We start from the raw sequence: 16,139 nt of genomic DNA on the forward strand, positions 1-16,139 counted from the left end.
CCATGTCGACCTTTCTGCTCGCATTCGGACTGCTCTTGCTGGTCATGTTGGGGATGGCGCTTGGCGTCATCCTGAACGGCCGCACGATCAAGGGCAGCTGCGGCGGGTTGAATGCGATTTCCGACGCGGATCAATGCCTGGTCTGCAAGAAGGACATCGACCCCGACAGCCCCCTGCGCGAACGGCTGCAATGCCCGCGCGCACGCAAGATGCTCGATCAGATGCAGGCCGAGGAACGGCCGGCGGGCTGACCCCCGGATCAGCCACGCATCGGCACGAATCCCAGCACCAGAAGCGCCACCGCGGCGATCACCCCGTAAAGCCAGAGCCGGCTGCGGGGCCCTTCCGCCTTCCAGATATTCCGGTAGCGCATGCCGGCGAGGCAGGCGACGACAAAGAGCGCCGTCGCGGTGACGGGGGTGAGCGTGACATCAGGCAAGCGAGGCTCCTCTCTGCGTGTGTTGGAACCCATTTACACAGGCACGAATTCCTATAGCGTATAGTGTGAAACAGGGAGAATACACCATGGTGGCGTCGTACCAGCCCAAGACCCGCGACTCGGCAACGCACGAAAAGACGTCGAGCCAGTCGATCCAGACCAACATGTCGGCCGCGCAGGCCACCGTGGCGCATGTGCTGGAAAGCAAGAGCGACGACATGTTCTGGATCGCGCCCGAGGATACCGTCGGCCATGCCGTCGAAGTGCTGCGCGACAAGAAGATCGGCGCGCTGATGGTCAAGAATCCCCAGGGCGAGCTGGTGGGCATCCTGTCCGAGCGGGACGTGGTGCGCCGGCTGGCCGACACCCCCGGCCATACCCTGCCGCAGAAGGTGGCCGACCTGATGTCGACCGAGGTCAAGACCACTACGCCCGACGAATCCCTGGTTACGGTACTGCGCCGGATGACCGATGGCCGTTTCCGCCACATGCCGGTGATGCAGGAGGGCCAGCTTGTCGGCCTGATCTCGATCGGCGACGTGGTGAACTATCGCCTGACGGCGCTGGAATACGAGGCCTTGCAACTCAAGCAGCTGATCGTCGGCTAGGTGACGCCAACGGCCCGCGTCAGAGGTATTCCGCGATACGCTTTTCGATGGCCGCGACCACTGCCGCGGCCTTCGTCTTGTCCGCCGCTGCGGAATGCGGCGCCGCGAACCGCCCGCTGTCATTGTCGAAATAGAGGCCGGAAGCCTCCGCAAAATCCGCCGAGAGCGCGGCCCGGCTCAGAATTTCCGCGCCGATGCCGATATCATTTCCGGCGACGCCAAAACCCTGTTTGACCATCTTGGTCGCCAGCAGCGAGCCGGGGTTGACCGCAACCGTGACCGGCCCGTCCGGCCCCAGTTCCCGGGCCAGTGCCGCGCTCCACATGGTCAGCGCCAGCTTGCTCTGGGCATAGGCCTCCATCGCCTCGAGCGGACGCTCGCCGGCCATGGCCGCCAGGTCCACGGGCGCCTGGGCGGCCGAGGACAGATGCACCAGCCGCCCCTCCGCCGGGATCGCCGGCAGCAGCAGCCGGCTCAGCAGCGCGGGTGCGAAGGTGTTGACGACAAAGCGGAGATCCTCGCCGCGGGCGGTGGTGGCCGGGTCTGCCTTGAGAACGCCGGCATTGTTGATCAGCACGTCGATCCCGCCCTGCTCGGCCAGCAGCCCCTCGGCCATCTTTGCCACATCGTCGAGGTCCGAGAGATCGCCCCGCACCGTTCCGATCACCCCGACACCCGGCAGGGCGCGCAGCTCTTCGGCGGTGATGGCAAGTTTCTTGACGTTGCGCCCATGCAGCAGAAGGGCATGGCCTTGTTTCGCCAGATGGGTGGCAGTGGCATGTCCGAGGCCGTCTGTGGCGCCGGTGATCAGGATGGTCTTGGTCATGACAGGTCTCGCAATTCGGGGTCGAAAAGGTGCTTTGGTGACAAAGCGGTCGGCGTGGTCAAAGGCGCGGGGGCGCCAGGCCGGTGCAGATAGTGCGCAACCGGCCCGGTGCCACGGCAATTTCGGATCAGAACCCCGAAAGCACCTGCTTGCCGATCACCTTGCCGCTTTCCTGGCGGGCATGGGCGGCGCGCAGCGTCTCGACGCTCAGGGCCCCGGCGCGTTCGGTGACGGTCGAACGCAGCGTGCCGGTGTCGATCATCTGCGACACGCGGTTCAGCAGGTCGCGCTGCGCGGCAATGTCCTCGGTCGCGAACATCGGGCGCGAAAACATGAATTCCCAGTGAATGCTGAGCGCCTTGGGCTTGGCGGGCTTGATATCAAGCGCGGCGGGATCGTCGATCAGCGCGATCTGCCCACGCGGCGCGATCAGCTCGAGGATGGCGGGCCAGTGCTGATCGGTGGCGGTGAGCGCCGCGACATAGGCCGGCGCCTGACCGAGCGCCGCGACCTGTTCGACCAGGTTGCCACGATGGTCGACCACGTGATCGGCGCCCATGTCGCGCACCCAGTCCCGGGTTTCCTCGCGCGACGCGGTGGCGATCACCGTCAGGCCGGTGAGCGTCTTGGCAAGCTGGATCAAGATCGAGCCGACGCCGCCGGCCCCGCCGATCACCAGAAGGCTCTGGCCCGCGCCGCCGCCTTCCGTCAGACGGAAGGAATCGAACAGCATTTCCCAGGCGGTGATCGTGGTCAGCGGAAGGCCGGCGGCCTCGGTGAAATCGAGCCGCGAGGGTTTGCGCCCGACAAGCCGCGCATCAACCGCCTGAAGCTCGGCGTTGCTGCCGGCGCGGGTGACGTCACCCGCATAAAACACCTCGTCGCCGATGATGAAATCGCTGACCTCGGCGCCGGCCTCGACAACCACCCCCGCCGCGTCAAAGCCCAGCACCCGCGGCCCACCCTCGGGCTGCGCATTCTGGCGCAGTTTGACGTCGACCGGGTTGACCGACACGCCGCGCACATCGACGAGGAGATCCTGCGGCCCGATCTCGGGCCGGGGTGCGTCAAATGCCCGGAGCGCATCGGGCGCATCCACCGGTCCTGCCGTCTCGTAGCCAATCGCTTTCATCTCTTGCTCCAATCCAAGCGCTGTGTTGCGACCAGAGGTAACCTTGGCGCATATCCGAATAAACCGGAGATTTCGGATTTCATTATTCCGATTCGCAGGATAATCGCAGGTGTGTTCAGCGTGCCCGGGTCGAGGCCGCCGCATCGGAGGACTGGGGCGCCGGCCCGGTGGTTTCGCGAATCACCAGTTCGGCAAAAACCTCAGAGAGGCTCACCGGCATTTCCGGCTCGCGGATGCGGTTGAGCAGCACCTGCGCCAGCTTGCGCCCCAGCTTTTGCGGCGAAACCGCCATGGTCGTAAGCGGCGGCGTCGCCACGCTGGCATCCTCGATGTCGTCGAAGCCGATGACCGAGACGTCCTTGCCGGGCTGCAACCCGGCCTTGACCAGCCCGAGACAGGCGCCAAGCGCCACCATGTCGCCGTTGCAGACCACCGCCGTCACCTTCGGATGTGTCCGGTAAAGCTCCAGCATCGCCTCCATCCCGGCGCGCTTGGTATCGATCGATGGCCAGACGATCGCCGGTCCGAGATCCTGCGCCGCCAGGGCCCGCTCATAGCCGGCGATGCGGCGGCGGCGCACCGCGGTCATCCCGGTCCCGCCGAGATAAGCGATATGCCGGTGGCCAAGATCGACGAGATGACGGGTCGCAGCATCGGTGGCAACGGCATTGCGCACGCCGACATGGTCGAAATCATCGCCGGCCGGCCGCAGGAACGTCACCGTCGGAATGCCCTGCGCCCTCAGCAGCGCGACGGTCTCTTCCGGGGTGTCGAGCGCCGGCACCCACATCAGCCCGCCGCGCCCGTTGCGGATGAACGCCTCGAGCTGGCGGCTCTGTCGGGCGGCATCGTCGCGGGTGTCGAGGATCGACACCAGGTAGCCTTCGCCATCGAGCAGATCGACCGCGCCAGACACGACCTCGGCGTTGAACGGGTTGGCGAACTGGTTGATGACAAACCCGATTTCCCGGTTCTCGCCAGACCGCATCGCCGCCGCCCGGCTGTCGGGCACATAGTGCAGCTTGCGCGCCGCCTCGAGCACCTTTTCGCGGGTCTGTTCGGAAATGCGGCCGGTGCCGCGCATGACCTGGCTGACCGTGGGAATCGAGACCCCGGCTTCCTGCGCGACACTCCTCAGGGTGGGTTTTCCGGCCATGCTCCTCACATCGAAGATATAACGATTAGCCGAAATATAGAAAGCAGCCGCGCGAAAAGATCAAGCATATTCAACAGAACCGCCGATTTAGGCGAAAGCGACGCGTAAAAAGGATTTGACAGGTGATATATCGTTACATCATGGTACTGCCATCGCCAAGGCGAGTCGTGCGCCGCATGATCCCGCCAACAGCGCGACGGCAGGCTGTCACAGGGTCAGGAGGCCCGGGCAGGCTGTGACCGGGCGGGGCAGGCCGAGAGGCTTTGCGTCCGTGTTTCAATTCGGGAGGAACTTATGTCACTTCACTTCAAACTCGCCGGCGCCGTGTCCGGTATCGCGCTGGCCCTGTCGGCGGGCGTGGCCCAGGCCGAAATCCTGTTCTGGTCGACCCAGGCCAAGCCGGTCGAAGAGGCGCAGGCCATGCGCGAACAGGTGCTTGCCGGCTTCGAAGATGCCGTCGACTATCAACCCAACGACGCCGGCCCCTGGCTGACGCGGCTGAGCGCGGAAATCCAGTCCGGCACCGGCACCATCGGTCTGCTGGGCGCGCTGCACGGCGATTTCTCGGCGATGGACCCCGGCACGCTGGTCGATCTGGGTGACACCGGCACGATGTCCGCTTCCGACACCTTCAACAGCCTTGCCAAGCTTGGCACCGACAGCATGCAGTACATGCCCTGGATGCAGGCCAGCTATATCATGGCGGCCAACCGCGAGGCGCTGCAATACCTGCCCGAAGGCGCCGACATCGATGCGCTGACCTACGACCAGCTGATCGCTTGGACGGCCAATGTGCACGCGGCCGAGGGCGAACCCAAGTTCGGCTTTCCGGCCGGCCCCAAGGGCCTGAAGCACCGGTTCTTTCAGGGATATCTCTATCCCTCCTACACCGATGGCGTGGTTCGCACCTTCGCCTCGGACAAGGCGGTGACCGCCTGGGAAAAGTTCAAGGAGCTCTGGGCCCACACCAACCCCGGCTCGACCAATTTCTCCTTCATGCAAGAGCAGCTTTTGTCGGGTGACGCCTGGATCGTGTTCGACCACACCTCGCGCCTGGCCAATGCCTTCAACGAGCGGCCCGACGATTTTGTCGCTTTCCCGGCGCCGGCCGGCCCCGAGGGCCGTGGCTTCATGCCGGTCCTGGCCGGCATCGCCATCCCGGAAACCGCGCCTGACAAAGACACGGCCAAGGCGCTGATCGACTATCTGATGCAGCCGGAGACCCAGATCGCCACGCTCAAGGCGACCAATTTCTTCCCGGTGGTCGATGTCGACCTGCCCGATGATCTGCCGCCTTCGGTCAAGGCCGCCGGTGACGCCGTGGCCAAGATGTCGGGCTCGGCCGATGCCAACCCGGGGCTTCTGCCCGCCGGGCTCGGCGACAAGGGCGGCGATTTCAACCGGGTCTTTGTCGACAGCTTCGAACGAATCGTGCTGGCCGGTCAGCCGATCGAAGCGGTGCTGCAAGATCAGAAAGGCCGGCTCGAGGCCATCATGAACGAAACCGGCGCGCCCTGCTGGGCCCCGGACGCCCCCTCGGACGGCGCCTGCCCGGTGGAATGATCCGCCGGGGTCAAAGCGCCCCTCCCCGTCCGGGCCTTCGGGCCCGGACATCCCCCTTGCCCCCAGATCCCACCCAGAGCGCGCGCGACGCGCCGGAACAAGGAGCGATTCCATGAACGCTCGACTATTGCCTTATATGCTGATCCTGCCGGTGACGCTGTTTCTGTGCCTGTTCTTCCTCTACCCCTTCGTGCTGGTCGCGAAACAGGCCTTCACCACCGGCGCCGGCTTTACCCTCGACAACTTTCGCGAGGTGGTCAGCTACTGGAAATTCCCGATCTCGCTGAAAAACACGCTGCTGCTGGCCGCCGCCGTGGTGCCGATCCAGCTGGCGCTGTCGCTGCTGATGGCCACCATGGTGACCCGGATGGAAAAGGGCCGCGACCTCGTGCTCTATGTCTGGACCATTCCGCTGGGCATCTCGGATCTGGCGGCGGGGCTGATCTGGCTGGCGATCTTCGAGCAGTCGGGCTTTCTCAATTCGATGATGCACGGCATGGGTATCGTCGACAAACCGGCCAACCTGCTGACCTTCCAGAACCCCGGGCTGGTCTTCGTGGCCATCGCCCTGGCCGAGATCTGGCGCGCGACGGCGATCATGCTGGTGATCCTAGTCGCCGGCATCGGCCTGATCCCCAAGGAATATTACGAGGCGGCCGAAGTCTTTGGCGCCAGCCCCTGGAAACGTTTCGTCCGCATCACCCTGCCGATGCTGCGGCCCAGCTTGCAGACCGCGCTGGTGCTGCGGGTAATCATGGCCTTCGAGGTCTTTGCCGTGGTGGCCGCGCTTGGCGGCACGCTCTTCCCGGTGCTGATGGGCGAGACCTATGCCTATCAATTCGACCTTCTCAACAGCGGCGCCGCGGCGGCCATGGCGCTGGTCATCCTCGCCATCTCGATCGCCGCGACGCTTGTCATCCTGCGCGCCCTGCGCGTCCCGAAAGGAGCAACGATATGACCGATGCAACCGTTGCCGAAGCCCCCGCCGCGCCCTCGACCCGCAGCGCCGGCCGCTTCCTCTACATCTCCGGCGTGGTCCTGCTCTGCGCCTGGGTGCTGGTGCCGATCTACTTCCTGCTGGTGAACACCCTGTCCTCGCCGGATACCGTCAACAGCTTTCCCAAGCCGCTCTTCCCCGAATTCGACTTCGGCTCGCTGGCCTTTTTCGCGCAGTTCGCAGGGATGCTGACGGCGCTCAAGAACTCGGTGCTGACGGCGGGGATGACGATGATCATGTCGATCCTGATAGGCGCGCCGGCGGGCTATGCCCTGTCGCGCTTCGATTTCCGCGGCAAGGAGCTGTTCCGCCTGCTGATCCTGCTCACCCGCGCCTTTCCGCTGCCGCTGCTGGCGCTGCCGCTGGCGGTGATGTTCATCCAGACCGGGCTTGACGACACCACCTTCGGCCTCGCGCTGGTGCACACCACGCTGGCCATCCCCTTTGCGGTGCTGATCACCTTCTCGCTCTTCTCCGGCATCCCGCTCGAACTGGAAGAGGCCGCCTGGACGCTGGGCTGCACAAGGCTCACCGCCTTTACCAAGGTGGTTCTGCCGCTGATCCTACCTGGCATCACGGCGTCGGCGATCTTTGCCTTCGTGATCTCCTGGAACGAGGTCTTCGCGGCCGCCGTGCTGACCATCGAGAACCGGACGCTGACCGCCTTTCTGCTGCAAAACCTCGACACCTCGCCGCTGCACCTGAAGTTCGCCGGCGGCTTCATCCTCGTCGTGCCCGCGCTGATCTTTATCTTCGCGGTGCGCAAATACCTCTTCGCCATGTGGGGCATCGCCAACCGCTGAGGCGGTTCATGAAAGGAACCAGAAAAATGGCTGAAATTCAGATCAAGAACGTCGCCAAGAAATTCGGTGCCTATCAGGCGCTGCACGACATCAACCTGACCATCGCCGACCAGGAATTCATGGTCCTGCTCGGCGCCTCGGGCTGCGGCAAGACCACGCTGCTCAGGATCATCTGCGGCCTGGAAACCGCGACCGAGGGCGAAGTCTGGATCGGCGGGCGCCGGGTCGACCACCTCGCTCCCAAGGATCGCGGCATCGCCATGGTGTTTCAGAACTACGCCGTCTTTCCGCATCTGACGGTGTTCGAGAACATCGGCTTTGGCCTGCGGATGCAGAAGCTGCCCGATGACGAGGTCAGGCGCCGGGTCGAACGGGTGGCCTCGCTGATGCATATCGAGATGCTGCTCAAACGCTATTCCGGCGAGCTTTCCGGCGGCCAGCGCCAGCGGGTTGCCGTGGCCCGGGCGCTGGCAATGGAGCCCGATGTGATCCTGATGGACGAACCGCTTTCGAACCTAGACGCGCTCTTGCGGATGGAGATGCGGGCCGAACTGAAAGGCGTGCTGGCAGAGAGCAAGACCACCGCTGTCTATGTGACCCATGATCAGGTCGAAGCCATGTCGATGGCCGACCGCATCAGCGTCATGCACCAGGGCGAGATCGTGCAGGCCGCCTCGCCGATCGAGGTCTATCGCAACCCGGCGGCCGAATTCGTCGCCAGTTTCATCGGCAACCCGCCGATGAACTTCCTGCGCGCCGAGGCGGCGGGCGACGGCAAATGGAGTGTGGCTGGCAACGTGATCGACGGGCCGCGCTATGGCAAGTCGCCGCTGCAATTCGCCATCCGCCCGGAAGACATGCAGCCGGCCGGCGACGGGCTTGAGGCAAAGGTGAAGATCGTCGAACCGCTGGGCGCGCATCTCCTGGTGACCTGCGAGGTCAACGGCACGTTGTTCCGCGCGGTGCTCGACAGCGACATGGAGGTCAAGCGCGGCGACATGCTGACGCTGGCCCCGCAAACGGACCGGGTGCGCTGGTTCGATCCCGAAACAACCCTGGCCGTGGCGTGAGGCAGACCAATGAACCATGACGAAATGATCCGGCACGCCCGGCAAGTCCTGAGCGACAATGACCGTGGCGCCTATACGGTGCCGACCCACGGGCTCTATCCGTTCCAGTGGAACTGGGATTCCGCACTCAGCGCGCTGGGCTTTGCCCATTACGACGAGCCGCGCGCCTGGACCGAGATCGAAACCCTGCTCGATCATCAATGGGATGACGGGATGGTGCCGCATATCATCTTTCACGCACCCGACGATGGCTATTTTCCCGGCCCCGAGGTCTGGGGCACCGGCCGCGCCGTGCCGACCACCGGCATCACCCAGCCGCCGGTTGCGGGCTTTGCCGTGCGCCGCATCCATGACCGGGCCCGCGACAGCGCGCTGGCCGGCAGACAGGCGCGCGCGCTGCTGCCCAAGATCCACGCCTGGCACCAATGGTTCTACCGCTGCCGCGACCCAGAGGGCACCGGGCTGGTCGCGCTGCTGCATCCCTGGGAATCCGGCCGCGACAATTCCGTCGACTGGGATGATGCCTTTGACCGGGTGCCGATCGACGGCGTCGGCGAATTCACCCGGCGCGACACCGCCCACGCCAACCCGGCGCACCGGCCGACCGACGGCCAGTACAAGCGCTACATCTGGCTGGTGCAGAAGTTCAAAAGCCTCGGCTGGGACAACACCAAGCTGCACGATGCCTCACCCTTCAAGGTGGTCGATCCGGGCTTCAACGCCATCCTGATCCGCGCCTGCGAGGATGTGGCCGATCTCGCCGCGCGTCTGGGGATGGAGGAGATCGCCAAAGAATCCCGTGCCATGGCCGACAAGGGCGTCGCGGCGATGGAAAGCCTGTGGAGCGACGAACTGGGCCAGTACCTGTGTTACGACCGGGCCGAAGGCAAGCTGATCCCCAGCGCCTCGATCGGCGGCGTCCTGGCGGCCTTTGCCCCGATCCCGAAACACCGCATCACGGCACTGGTGCGGCGGATCGAAGAGCTGGGCGAGGTCTGCAACTACCTGATCCCCAGCCATGACCCCCGCGCGCCCGAATTCGACGGGCTGCGGTACTGGCGCGGTCCGGTCTGGCTGATCGTCAATTTCATGGTCGCCGACGGGCTGCAACGCGCCGGAGAACGCGAAATCATCGACCGGATCATGGGTGATTGCCTGCGACTGATTGAAACCAGCGGATTTGCGGAATATCACGACCCCGTTACAGCCGAACCTTGCGGCGGCGCGCATTTCACCTGGACCGCTGCAATGATCATCGAGATTCTTCACACCTTCGAGGTTGCCGCATGAAACGATCCCGCATCAACGACATCATGGCACAGGCGGACGATATGATCCGCAGCCATGGCTTTGCCCTGCCCCCCTTTGCCTATTGGACACCCGACGAATTCAAATCCCGCAAGGACGACGCCCGCGCGGTGATCGAGGCACGCTGTGGCTGGGACATCACCGATTACGGTGATGGCCGGTTCGACGAGATGGGGCTGTTTCTCTTTACCCTGCGCAATGGCCGGCTGGCCGATCTGCAACGGGGCGGCGGCATGTGTTACGCGGAAAAGCTGCTGATTTCGCGGCAGGATCAGCTTTCGCCGATGCACACCCATGTGATCAAGGCCGAGGACATCATCAATCGCGGCGGCGCCACCATGGTGATCGAGCTCTACGGCTCTGACGATCAGGGCAATTTCTCCGAGGACAAGGGCGGCACCGTCTGGTGTGACGGCATCCGCCGCGACTTTGCCCCCGGCGAAAAGTTGAAATTCGCCCCGGGCGAGAGCGTCACCCTGATGCCCGGCGACTGGCATGCCTTCTGGGGTGAGGGCGGCGATGTGCTGATTGGCGAGGTGTCGACGGTGAACGACGACGAGACCGACAATATCTTCCGCGAGCCGATCGGCCGCTTCGCCGAAATCGAGGAAGACACCGATCCCACGCATCTGCTGGTCAGCGACTACAGGTCCTGGCTGGCCTGAGACCTGCGCCGGGCCACCGCCGCGCGGTGGTGGCCCGCGATCGCCCCTTCAGCCCTTGACGTCATAGACCAGGCGAAACCCCTGGTGCGACGTGGTGCTGTCGGGGGTGGAGCCGGTGCGGGCGGCGATCCGGTAACGGTAGCAATAGCTGGCGTGGCAAAGGAATGACCCGCCCTTGGCCAGCTTGTAGCCGACCTTGTCGGCATGGGCCCGCTGCACCGATTTCTTCAGTGATTTCACCTTGAAGGGCTGGGCGGTGTACTGCCAGATATTGCCCACCATATGATAAAGCCCATAGGCATTGGGTGCAAAAGAGCGCGCCGGCGCGGCGCCCCGGTGCCCGTCGAGCCCGAGATCGTGCCGGGGGAACTGACCCTGCCAGATATTGCAGGGAAAGTGATCGCTGTCGTTCGGCTCTGCGTCGCCCCAGGGAAAGCGCACATCACCTTGCCCGCCGCGCGCCGCATGTTCGTATTCCGCCTCGGTCGGCAGCCGCCCCTCGGCCCAGCGGGCAAAGACCTGGGCGTCGTTCCAGCTCACATGCACCACCGGATATTCGTCGAGACAGGCCCCGCCCGAGCCCGGCCCCAGCGGCTCGGCCCAGGAGGCACCATCGACCACCCGCCACCAGGGCACTGCCGCAACCGCCTGGGTCGGCGGGAAATCCGGCGGCAGCAGATTGGCGAAGACAAAGGAATTGCCCAGCCGCTCGGCGTCGGTGACATAGCCTGTCGCCGCGATGAAACGGCGGAACCGGGCGTTGGTGACGGTGGTCGCGTCCATCGCGAAGGGCTTGATCCGGGTCTGGCGAAGCGGCGCTTCGCCATCGATCGGCAATTCCGGCCGGTCGGTCCCGATCAGCCCGCGGCCGCCGGGGATCTGCACCCGTTCGGGCGGATCGCTCTCGCGCGCCATCGGGTCTTGGGCTTGCGGTCTGGCGCTGTCGCCGCTTCGGGCGGGGGCGCAGCAGCTCTTGGCAATGGTATCGGACATCACCGGCCTCCCGGACGGCAGGGCGCGGGGATCGGTGGCACGGAACGAAACACTGGCATGGTCAAGAAACCCTCCTGCGCGCCTTTCTGCCGCAAACTTGCGCCAAGTTCCATGGCGATTGCCGGGCACAGGCAGCATAAGGCGGGTGATCCGGCCCGGAAAGGGCCACCGATCAGCGGCCCGCGCCGGTCAGACCACGCCGCCATCGACGACAATACATTGCCCGGTGATCATCCGCGCGGCGTCCGAGGCCAGCCACAGGACACAATCGGCGATGTCCGACGGCTGGATCAGCTCGGGGATACATTGCAGCGCGTGTGTCTCGGCCACCCAATCGGCGCTCACCTGTCCCGCCACCCGCTCGGTCACCACGCGGCCCGGGGCGATGGCATTGGCGCGGATGCCCTGGCCGCCGAGATCGCGCGCCAGGCCGCGGGTCAGTCCGAGAATCCCGGCCTTGGCGGTGTGATAGGCGGTCAGATTGCCGGCCAGCTTCATCCAGGCGGTGGACGAAAGGTTGACGATGGCCCCGCCGCCCGCCGCCGCCATACCCGGCGCAACCTGCGCCGCCAGCAGGGCGTGATGGTCGAGGTTGGCGGCCAGCATCCAGCGCCAATCCGCTTCGGTCTGCTCGGCAAAGGCGATCCGCCGGTCGACACCGGCATTGTTGACCAGCACCCGGATCGCGCCGTGCCGCGCCTCTGCCTCGGCGCAGAGCGCATTCAGCGCCGCGCTGTCGGTCAGATCGCAGGTGGCGGGGGTGATCGCCTCGGCCGCAGCCGCCGTCTCGGCCAGCCCCTCGGCGTTGAGATCGACAGCCGTCACCCGCGCGCCCTGGGCGGCAAAGGCCAGCGCCGTCGCCCGGCCGATGCCCGCCGCCGCACCGGTGACCATCACGTGGCGGCCGGCAAATTCCGCATGGGTGGCGCTCATGCCCGGGCCTCCGTGGCCGGCTTGCCCGGCACATCCACATCGATGGCGAACAGCGCGCCGGACAGGGGCGCCTCGTCCAGCACGCTGGCCGGCAGGCGGATCGAGGCACTGGTGATGAACAGTCGTTTCATGTCGTCGCCGCCGAAACAGCAGCTTGTCGGGCGCGGCACCGGCATGTCGATCTCGCGTTTGAGCCTGCCGTCGGGGCCGTAGCAGGCCACCCGCCAGCCATCCCAGATGGCGATCCAGAGATTGCCCTCGCTGTCGGTGCAGAGTCCGTCGGGCTTGCCCTCGGCCGGATCGAAGGTGAGAAAGCTGCGCCGGTTCGACAGGGTGCCGCCGGCGGCCTCGTAATCATAGGCAAAGACGATGCCGAGCGCGGTATCGGTAAAATAGAAGGTGCGGCCGTCCGGGCTCCAGTCGAGACCGTTCGACACCTGAAAGCCGCCGTCGACCGCCCGCGCCTCGCCCGGCCGGTCGAAACGGTAGAGCGATCCCGAGGGCATCGAGGCGTCGAGGCTCATCGAGCCGCTCCAGACCCGGCCCTGCGGATCGGTCTTGGCATCGTTGAAGCGGTTCGAGGGCAGATGCGCCTCGGGGTTGTGGATCGTCTCGAGCGCCTGGGTCACCGGATCATAGCGTTCGAGCCCGTTCTGGGTGAGCGCCAGCATACCGCCGCCCTCGGCCGGCAGAACTGCCGACACGATGTAAGGCGCCTGCGACATGCGGTTTTCGCCGCGTCTGGGATCGTAGACGTGAAAGGCGGGCGCGGCGACATCGACCCAGTGCAACACCCCTTCGCGGGCGTCCCAGACCGGGCCTTCGCCGACGATGGCCCCGGTCGCGGCGAGGCATTCGAGCCCTTCCTCGACATGGGCGGTGCGGCGCGGATTGGCGGTGATGCTCACAGGGGCGCTCCCGATATTGCCCATGACCCGGCGCGCGGCTTCCATCAGGTCGCGTCCGATCACATGGCGGCGTTCATAACTCAACCGGCTGGCAAGCGCGGTGACGACGATGGCACCATGGCCCATGCCGGGCGGGCCGTTGACCGGCACGGCGATTACCACCACGCCTTCAAGGGTGCGCGAATTGGCGATCGAATAGCCGCGCGCGCGGGCGATGGCGAAATCGGCCAGCAGGGCGGATTGCTCCTCTGCCGGCAGCGCGCCGATGATGCCGTTGACCCGGTGCGGCGGCTGCGCCGAGAGAATGGCATGGCCCGAGGCGCTTTCCAGCGCCGGCAGCTCGCGGCCGATCTCGACACCGATGGCCAGCGGGTTGGAGGGCCGGCGTACGTCGACATAGATCGTGCGCTCGCCTTCCAGCACCGCCAGGCTCACCGTCTCGTTCAGCTCTTTCGACAGCCGCAGCACCTCGGTCTCGGCCGCGGTGCGCAGATCGAAAGACGCCATCGACTTGCCCGCCAGCTCGATCAGCCGATGCCCCAGCGCATAGGTCTTGAGCCGGGGATCATGGCGGATGTAGCCAAAGGCGGTGAGCGCCCCGATCAACCGGTAGAGCGTGGCCTTGGGCAGGCCGGTCTGGGCCAGAAGCTCGGCCGAGGTGGCCGGCCGGCCGATCTGATCGAGGATCTCGATGATCTGGATTCCCTTGACCAGCGTGCCGGCGCCGGGAAACCGCTCTGCAATGTCGTCGAACCTGTTCAAGCGCTCATCCTGCCGCCGCCTCATGGGTGTCGGGATCGAATACATGAAGTTTCTCCACCGGGAAAGCGAGCGCGAGGGTCTCGGCTTCGCTGTAACGCCGATCGTCGATCACCCGGATCAGCATGGTCTGGGCATCGCGCTCTTCATCGGCGCCGACCTGCGCGCGGTCCAGCTCGAGCACGTTTTCGCCCGGCGTGTGGAAATGCAGGATCTTTTCGGTGCCGAGGTTCTCGACCAGCGACAGTGCCACGCCGGGGCCGTCTTCGCCCACCCGGATATGCTCGGGACGGATGCCGAAGATCATGTCGCGCCCCGACATGCCGGCGCATTTTGCCGGCAATGGGATGTCGTGACCGCCGAACCGGGTCACCGGGCCCTGCGGGCCGCTTTCGACCTTGCCGTGAAAGAAATTCATGCCGGGCGAGCCGATGAAGCCTGCGACAAAGACATTGACCGGGGCGTGAAACAGCTGTTCGGCGCTACCCACCTGCTGGATCTCGCCGCCCTTCATCACCACGATCTTGTCGGCCATGGTCAGCGCCTCGGTCTGGTCATGGGTGACATAGATCGTCGTCACCCCCAGCCGTCTTTGCAGCTTGACGATCTCGGAGCGGGTCTGCACCCGCAACTTGGCATCGAGGTTCGACAGCGGCTCGTCCATCAGAAAGGCCGCCGGTTCGCGCACGATGGCCCGGCCCAGCGCCACCCGCTGGCGCTGTCCGCCAGAGAGCGCGCGGGGCTTGCGATCGAGATAGGGGGTCAGCTCCAGAACCCGCGCGGCCTCTTCGACCTTGGCGTTGATGTCGTTCGCCGGCAGGCCCTGCATCTTGAGGCCGAAACCGATGTTCTTGCGCACCGACATATGCGGATAAAGCGCGTAGTTCTGGAACACCATGGCGATGTCGCGCTTGCCGGGGCCAAGCTCGGTCACGTCGCGACCGCCGATGCTGATGGTGCCGCCCGACGTGGCCTCGAGCCCGGCCAACATCTTGAGCGCGGTGGATTTGCCGCAGCCCGAGGGGCCGACGAAGACGCAGAATTCGCCGTCTTCGATATCGAGGTTGAAATCGCGGATCGCCTCGACGGCGCCATAGCTCTTGGTGATCTGATCGAATTGTACGGTTGCCATTGGTTTTGTTCCGTTACTTCTCGGATCCGGCGGCCAGGCCACCGACGAGGAAACGTTCAAGGAAAAGATAGACGATGATGATCGGGATCGAGGCCATGATCGACCCCGCCATGATGACATTCCATTCAGTCACGAACTCGCCCTTGAGCGAGGCGATGCCCATTTGCAGCGTCCAGCTTTCATCATTGGTGGTCAGGAAAGTGCGACCAAAGAGGAAATCCGACCAGCTGACGACAAAGGCGTAAAGCGCCGTCGCCGCCAGCCCCGGGGCCGCCACCGGCAACACGATGCGAAAGATCGTGCCCAGCGGCGAACAGCCATCGACCAGCGCCGCCTGCTCGAGTTCGGGCGGCATGGTGTCGAAATAGCCTTTCAGCATCCAGGTACAGAACGGCACGATCAGCGTCGCCTGGGCGATCACCACCGACCACAGCGACCCCACCAGGCCGGTCGAGCGGAAGATCGCAAAGAGCGGGATGATCAGCAGCGTCGCCGGCAGCATCTTGGAGGTCAGGATGAACAGGCCCAGGCCCTGCCCGCCGCGCAGCCGGAAGCGCGAGAGCGCATAGGCCGCCAGGATCGAGACCGCCAGCGAGATGGTCATCGTGGCAAAGGCGATCAGGATGGTGTTCGAGAACCACAGCATGAAGGGGTGTTTTGCCAGCAGGTCGGCAAAGACGTTCCATTGCGGATCGGCGGGCCAGAACTGCGGCGGATAGGCCCGCAGGTTCGACGCGGGTTGCAGCGCCGTCACCACCATCCAGTAGATCGGAAAGAGCAGCAGCCCGCAGGTCACGAGGACCGTGAGATAGAGGGCAATGGTGTTCAGCGGATGTCTCTGTTGCAT

At 65.2% G+C, this 16,139-nt stretch carries 17 protein-coding genes; 8 read left to right on the top strand and 9 right to left on the bottom strand.

What is annotated here, in order from left to right; translation table 11 throughout:
• Positions 1 to 2 precede the first annotated feature (2 nt).
• A complete protein-coding gene (gene nqrM / locus BMW90_RS23050; protein ID WP_074839698.1) occupies positions 3 to 251 on the top strand; it encodes a (Na+)-NQR maturation NqrM in 249 nt (82 codons plus the stop codon).
• An 8-nt stretch (positions 252 to 259) separates the two neighbouring features.
• Here the strand turns inward: nqrM and BMW90_RS23055 are convergent, their stop codons facing one another.
• The gene (locus BMW90_RS23055; protein ID WP_074839701.1) at positions 260 to 439 is read right to left on the bottom strand and encodes a hypothetical protein; all 180 of its coding nucleotides are present in this window, start codon (positions 437 to 439) and stop codon (positions 260 to 262) included.
• Positions 440 to 525: 86 nt separating this feature from the next.
• Here BMW90_RS23055 and BMW90_RS23060 point away from each other — a divergent pair, with 86 nt between their 5' ends.
• Positions 526 to 1,047: a CBS domain-containing protein gene (locus BMW90_RS23060; protein WP_048534273.1), complete on the top strand. Its 522-nt coding sequence runs from the start codon at positions 526 to 528 to the stop codon at positions 1,045 to 1,047.
• A gap of 19 nt (positions 1,048 to 1,066) precedes the next feature.
• Here BMW90_RS23060 and BMW90_RS23065 read toward each other — a convergent pair whose 3' ends face one another.
• From BMW90_RS23065 to BMW90_RS23075, 3 genes are all read right to left on the bottom strand, one after another.
• A complete protein-coding gene (locus BMW90_RS23065; RefSeq protein ID WP_074839703.1) occupies positions 1,067 to 1,873 on the bottom strand; it encodes an SDR family NAD(P)-dependent oxidoreductase in 807 nt (268 codons plus the stop codon).
• Between the two features lie 127 nt (positions 1,874 to 2,000).
• A complete protein-coding gene (locus tag BMW90_RS23070; protein WP_074839706.1) occupies positions 2,001 to 3,005 on the bottom strand; it encodes a zinc-binding alcohol dehydrogenase family protein in 1,005 nt (334 codons plus the stop codon).
• A 115-nt stretch (positions 3,006 to 3,120) separates the two neighbouring features.
• Positions 3,121 to 4,161, bottom strand: a complete 1,041-nt coding sequence (locus BMW90_RS23075; protein WP_074839709.1) for a LacI family DNA-binding transcriptional regulator — start codon at positions 4,159 to 4,161, stop codon at positions 3,121 to 3,123.
• A gap of 294 nt (positions 4,162 to 4,455) precedes the next feature.
• Here BMW90_RS23075 and BMW90_RS23080 point away from each other — a divergent pair, with 294 nt between their 5' ends.
• The 6 genes from BMW90_RS23080 (at position 4,456) to BMW90_RS23105 (ending at position 10,567) form a co-directional block, all read left to right on the top strand.
• Positions 4,456 to 5,724 (top strand): ABC transporter substrate-binding protein, encoded by a 1,269-nt coding sequence (locus tag BMW90_RS23080; protein WP_074839711.1) that lies wholly within the window; start codon positions 4,456 to 4,458, stop codon positions 5,722 to 5,724.
• A gap of 112 nt (positions 5,725 to 5,836) precedes the next feature.
• Complete coding sequence (locus tag BMW90_RS23085) at positions 5,837 to 6,682, top strand: carbohydrate ABC transporter permease (protein WP_048534266.1); 846 nt, start codon at positions 5,837 to 5,839, stop codon at positions 6,680 to 6,682.
• Entirely contained in the window at positions 6,679 to 7,524 is an 846-nt protein-coding gene (locus tag BMW90_RS23090; RefSeq protein WP_048534265.1) for a carbohydrate ABC transporter permease, read from the top strand. The genes BMW90_RS23085 and BMW90_RS23090 overlap by 4 nt, the downstream gene beginning before the upstream one ends.
• A gap of 26 nt (positions 7,525 to 7,550) precedes the next feature.
• Positions 7,551 to 8,594 carry an ABC transporter ATP-binding protein gene (locus tag BMW90_RS23095; RefSeq protein WP_048534264.1) on the top strand — a complete coding sequence of 348 codons (1,044 nt, stop codon included), beginning with the start codon at positions 7,551 to 7,553 and terminating at the stop codon, positions 8,592 to 8,594.
• 9 nt (positions 8,595 to 8,603) lie between these two features.
• Entirely contained in the window at positions 8,604 to 9,884 is a 1,281-nt protein-coding gene (locus BMW90_RS23100; RefSeq protein ID WP_074839714.1) for an amylo-alpha-1,6-glucosidase, read from the top strand.
• A complete protein-coding gene (locus BMW90_RS23105) occupies positions 9,881 to 10,567 on the top strand; it encodes a D-lyxose/D-mannose family sugar isomerase (RefSeq protein WP_074839717.1) in 687 nt (228 codons plus the stop codon). The genes BMW90_RS23100 and BMW90_RS23105 overlap by 4 nt, the downstream gene beginning before the upstream one ends.
• Positions 10,568 to 10,615: 48 nt before the next feature.
• Here the strand turns inward: BMW90_RS23105 and BMW90_RS23110 are convergent, their stop codons facing one another.
• The 5 genes from BMW90_RS23110 to BMW90_RS23130 all read right to left on the bottom strand — a co-directional run bounded on the left by BMW90_RS23110 (position 10,616) and on the right by BMW90_RS23130 (position 16,139).
• Positions 10,616 to 11,560 carry a formylglycine-generating enzyme family protein gene (locus BMW90_RS23110; protein WP_074839720.1) on the bottom strand — a complete coding sequence of 315 codons (945 nt, stop codon included), beginning with the start codon at positions 11,558 to 11,560 and terminating at the stop codon, positions 10,616 to 10,618.
• A 189-nt stretch (positions 11,561 to 11,749) separates the two neighbouring features.
• Positions 11,750 to 12,493, bottom strand: coding sequence for an SDR family NAD(P)-dependent oxidoreductase (locus tag BMW90_RS23115; RefSeq protein WP_074839724.1), 744 nt, complete (start codon positions 12,491 to 12,493; stop codon positions 11,750 to 11,752).
• Entirely contained in the window at positions 12,490 to 14,163 is a 1,674-nt protein-coding gene (locus BMW90_RS23120; protein ID WP_158499055.1) for an SMP-30/gluconolactonase/LRE family protein, read from the bottom strand. Before BMW90_RS23120 ends, BMW90_RS23115 begins: the two co-directional genes overlap by 4 nt.
• A 4-nt stretch (positions 14,164 to 14,167) precedes the next feature.
• Complete coding sequence (locus tag BMW90_RS23125) at positions 14,168 to 15,292, bottom strand: ABC transporter ATP-binding protein (protein ID WP_074839726.1); 1,125 nt, start codon at positions 15,290 to 15,292, stop codon at positions 14,168 to 14,170.
• Positions 15,293 to 15,305: 13 nt separating this feature from the next.
• On the bottom strand, positions 15,306 to 16,139 hold the full coding sequence (locus tag BMW90_RS23130; protein WP_048534253.1) for a carbohydrate ABC transporter permease: 834 nt from the start codon (positions 16,137 to 16,139) through the stop codon (positions 15,306 to 15,308).

The organism is Marinovum algicola, assembly GCF_900109145.1.
Taxonomy (GTDB): Bacteria; Pseudomonadota; Alphaproteobacteria; order Rhodobacterales; family Rhodobacteraceae; genus Marinovum; species Marinovum algicola.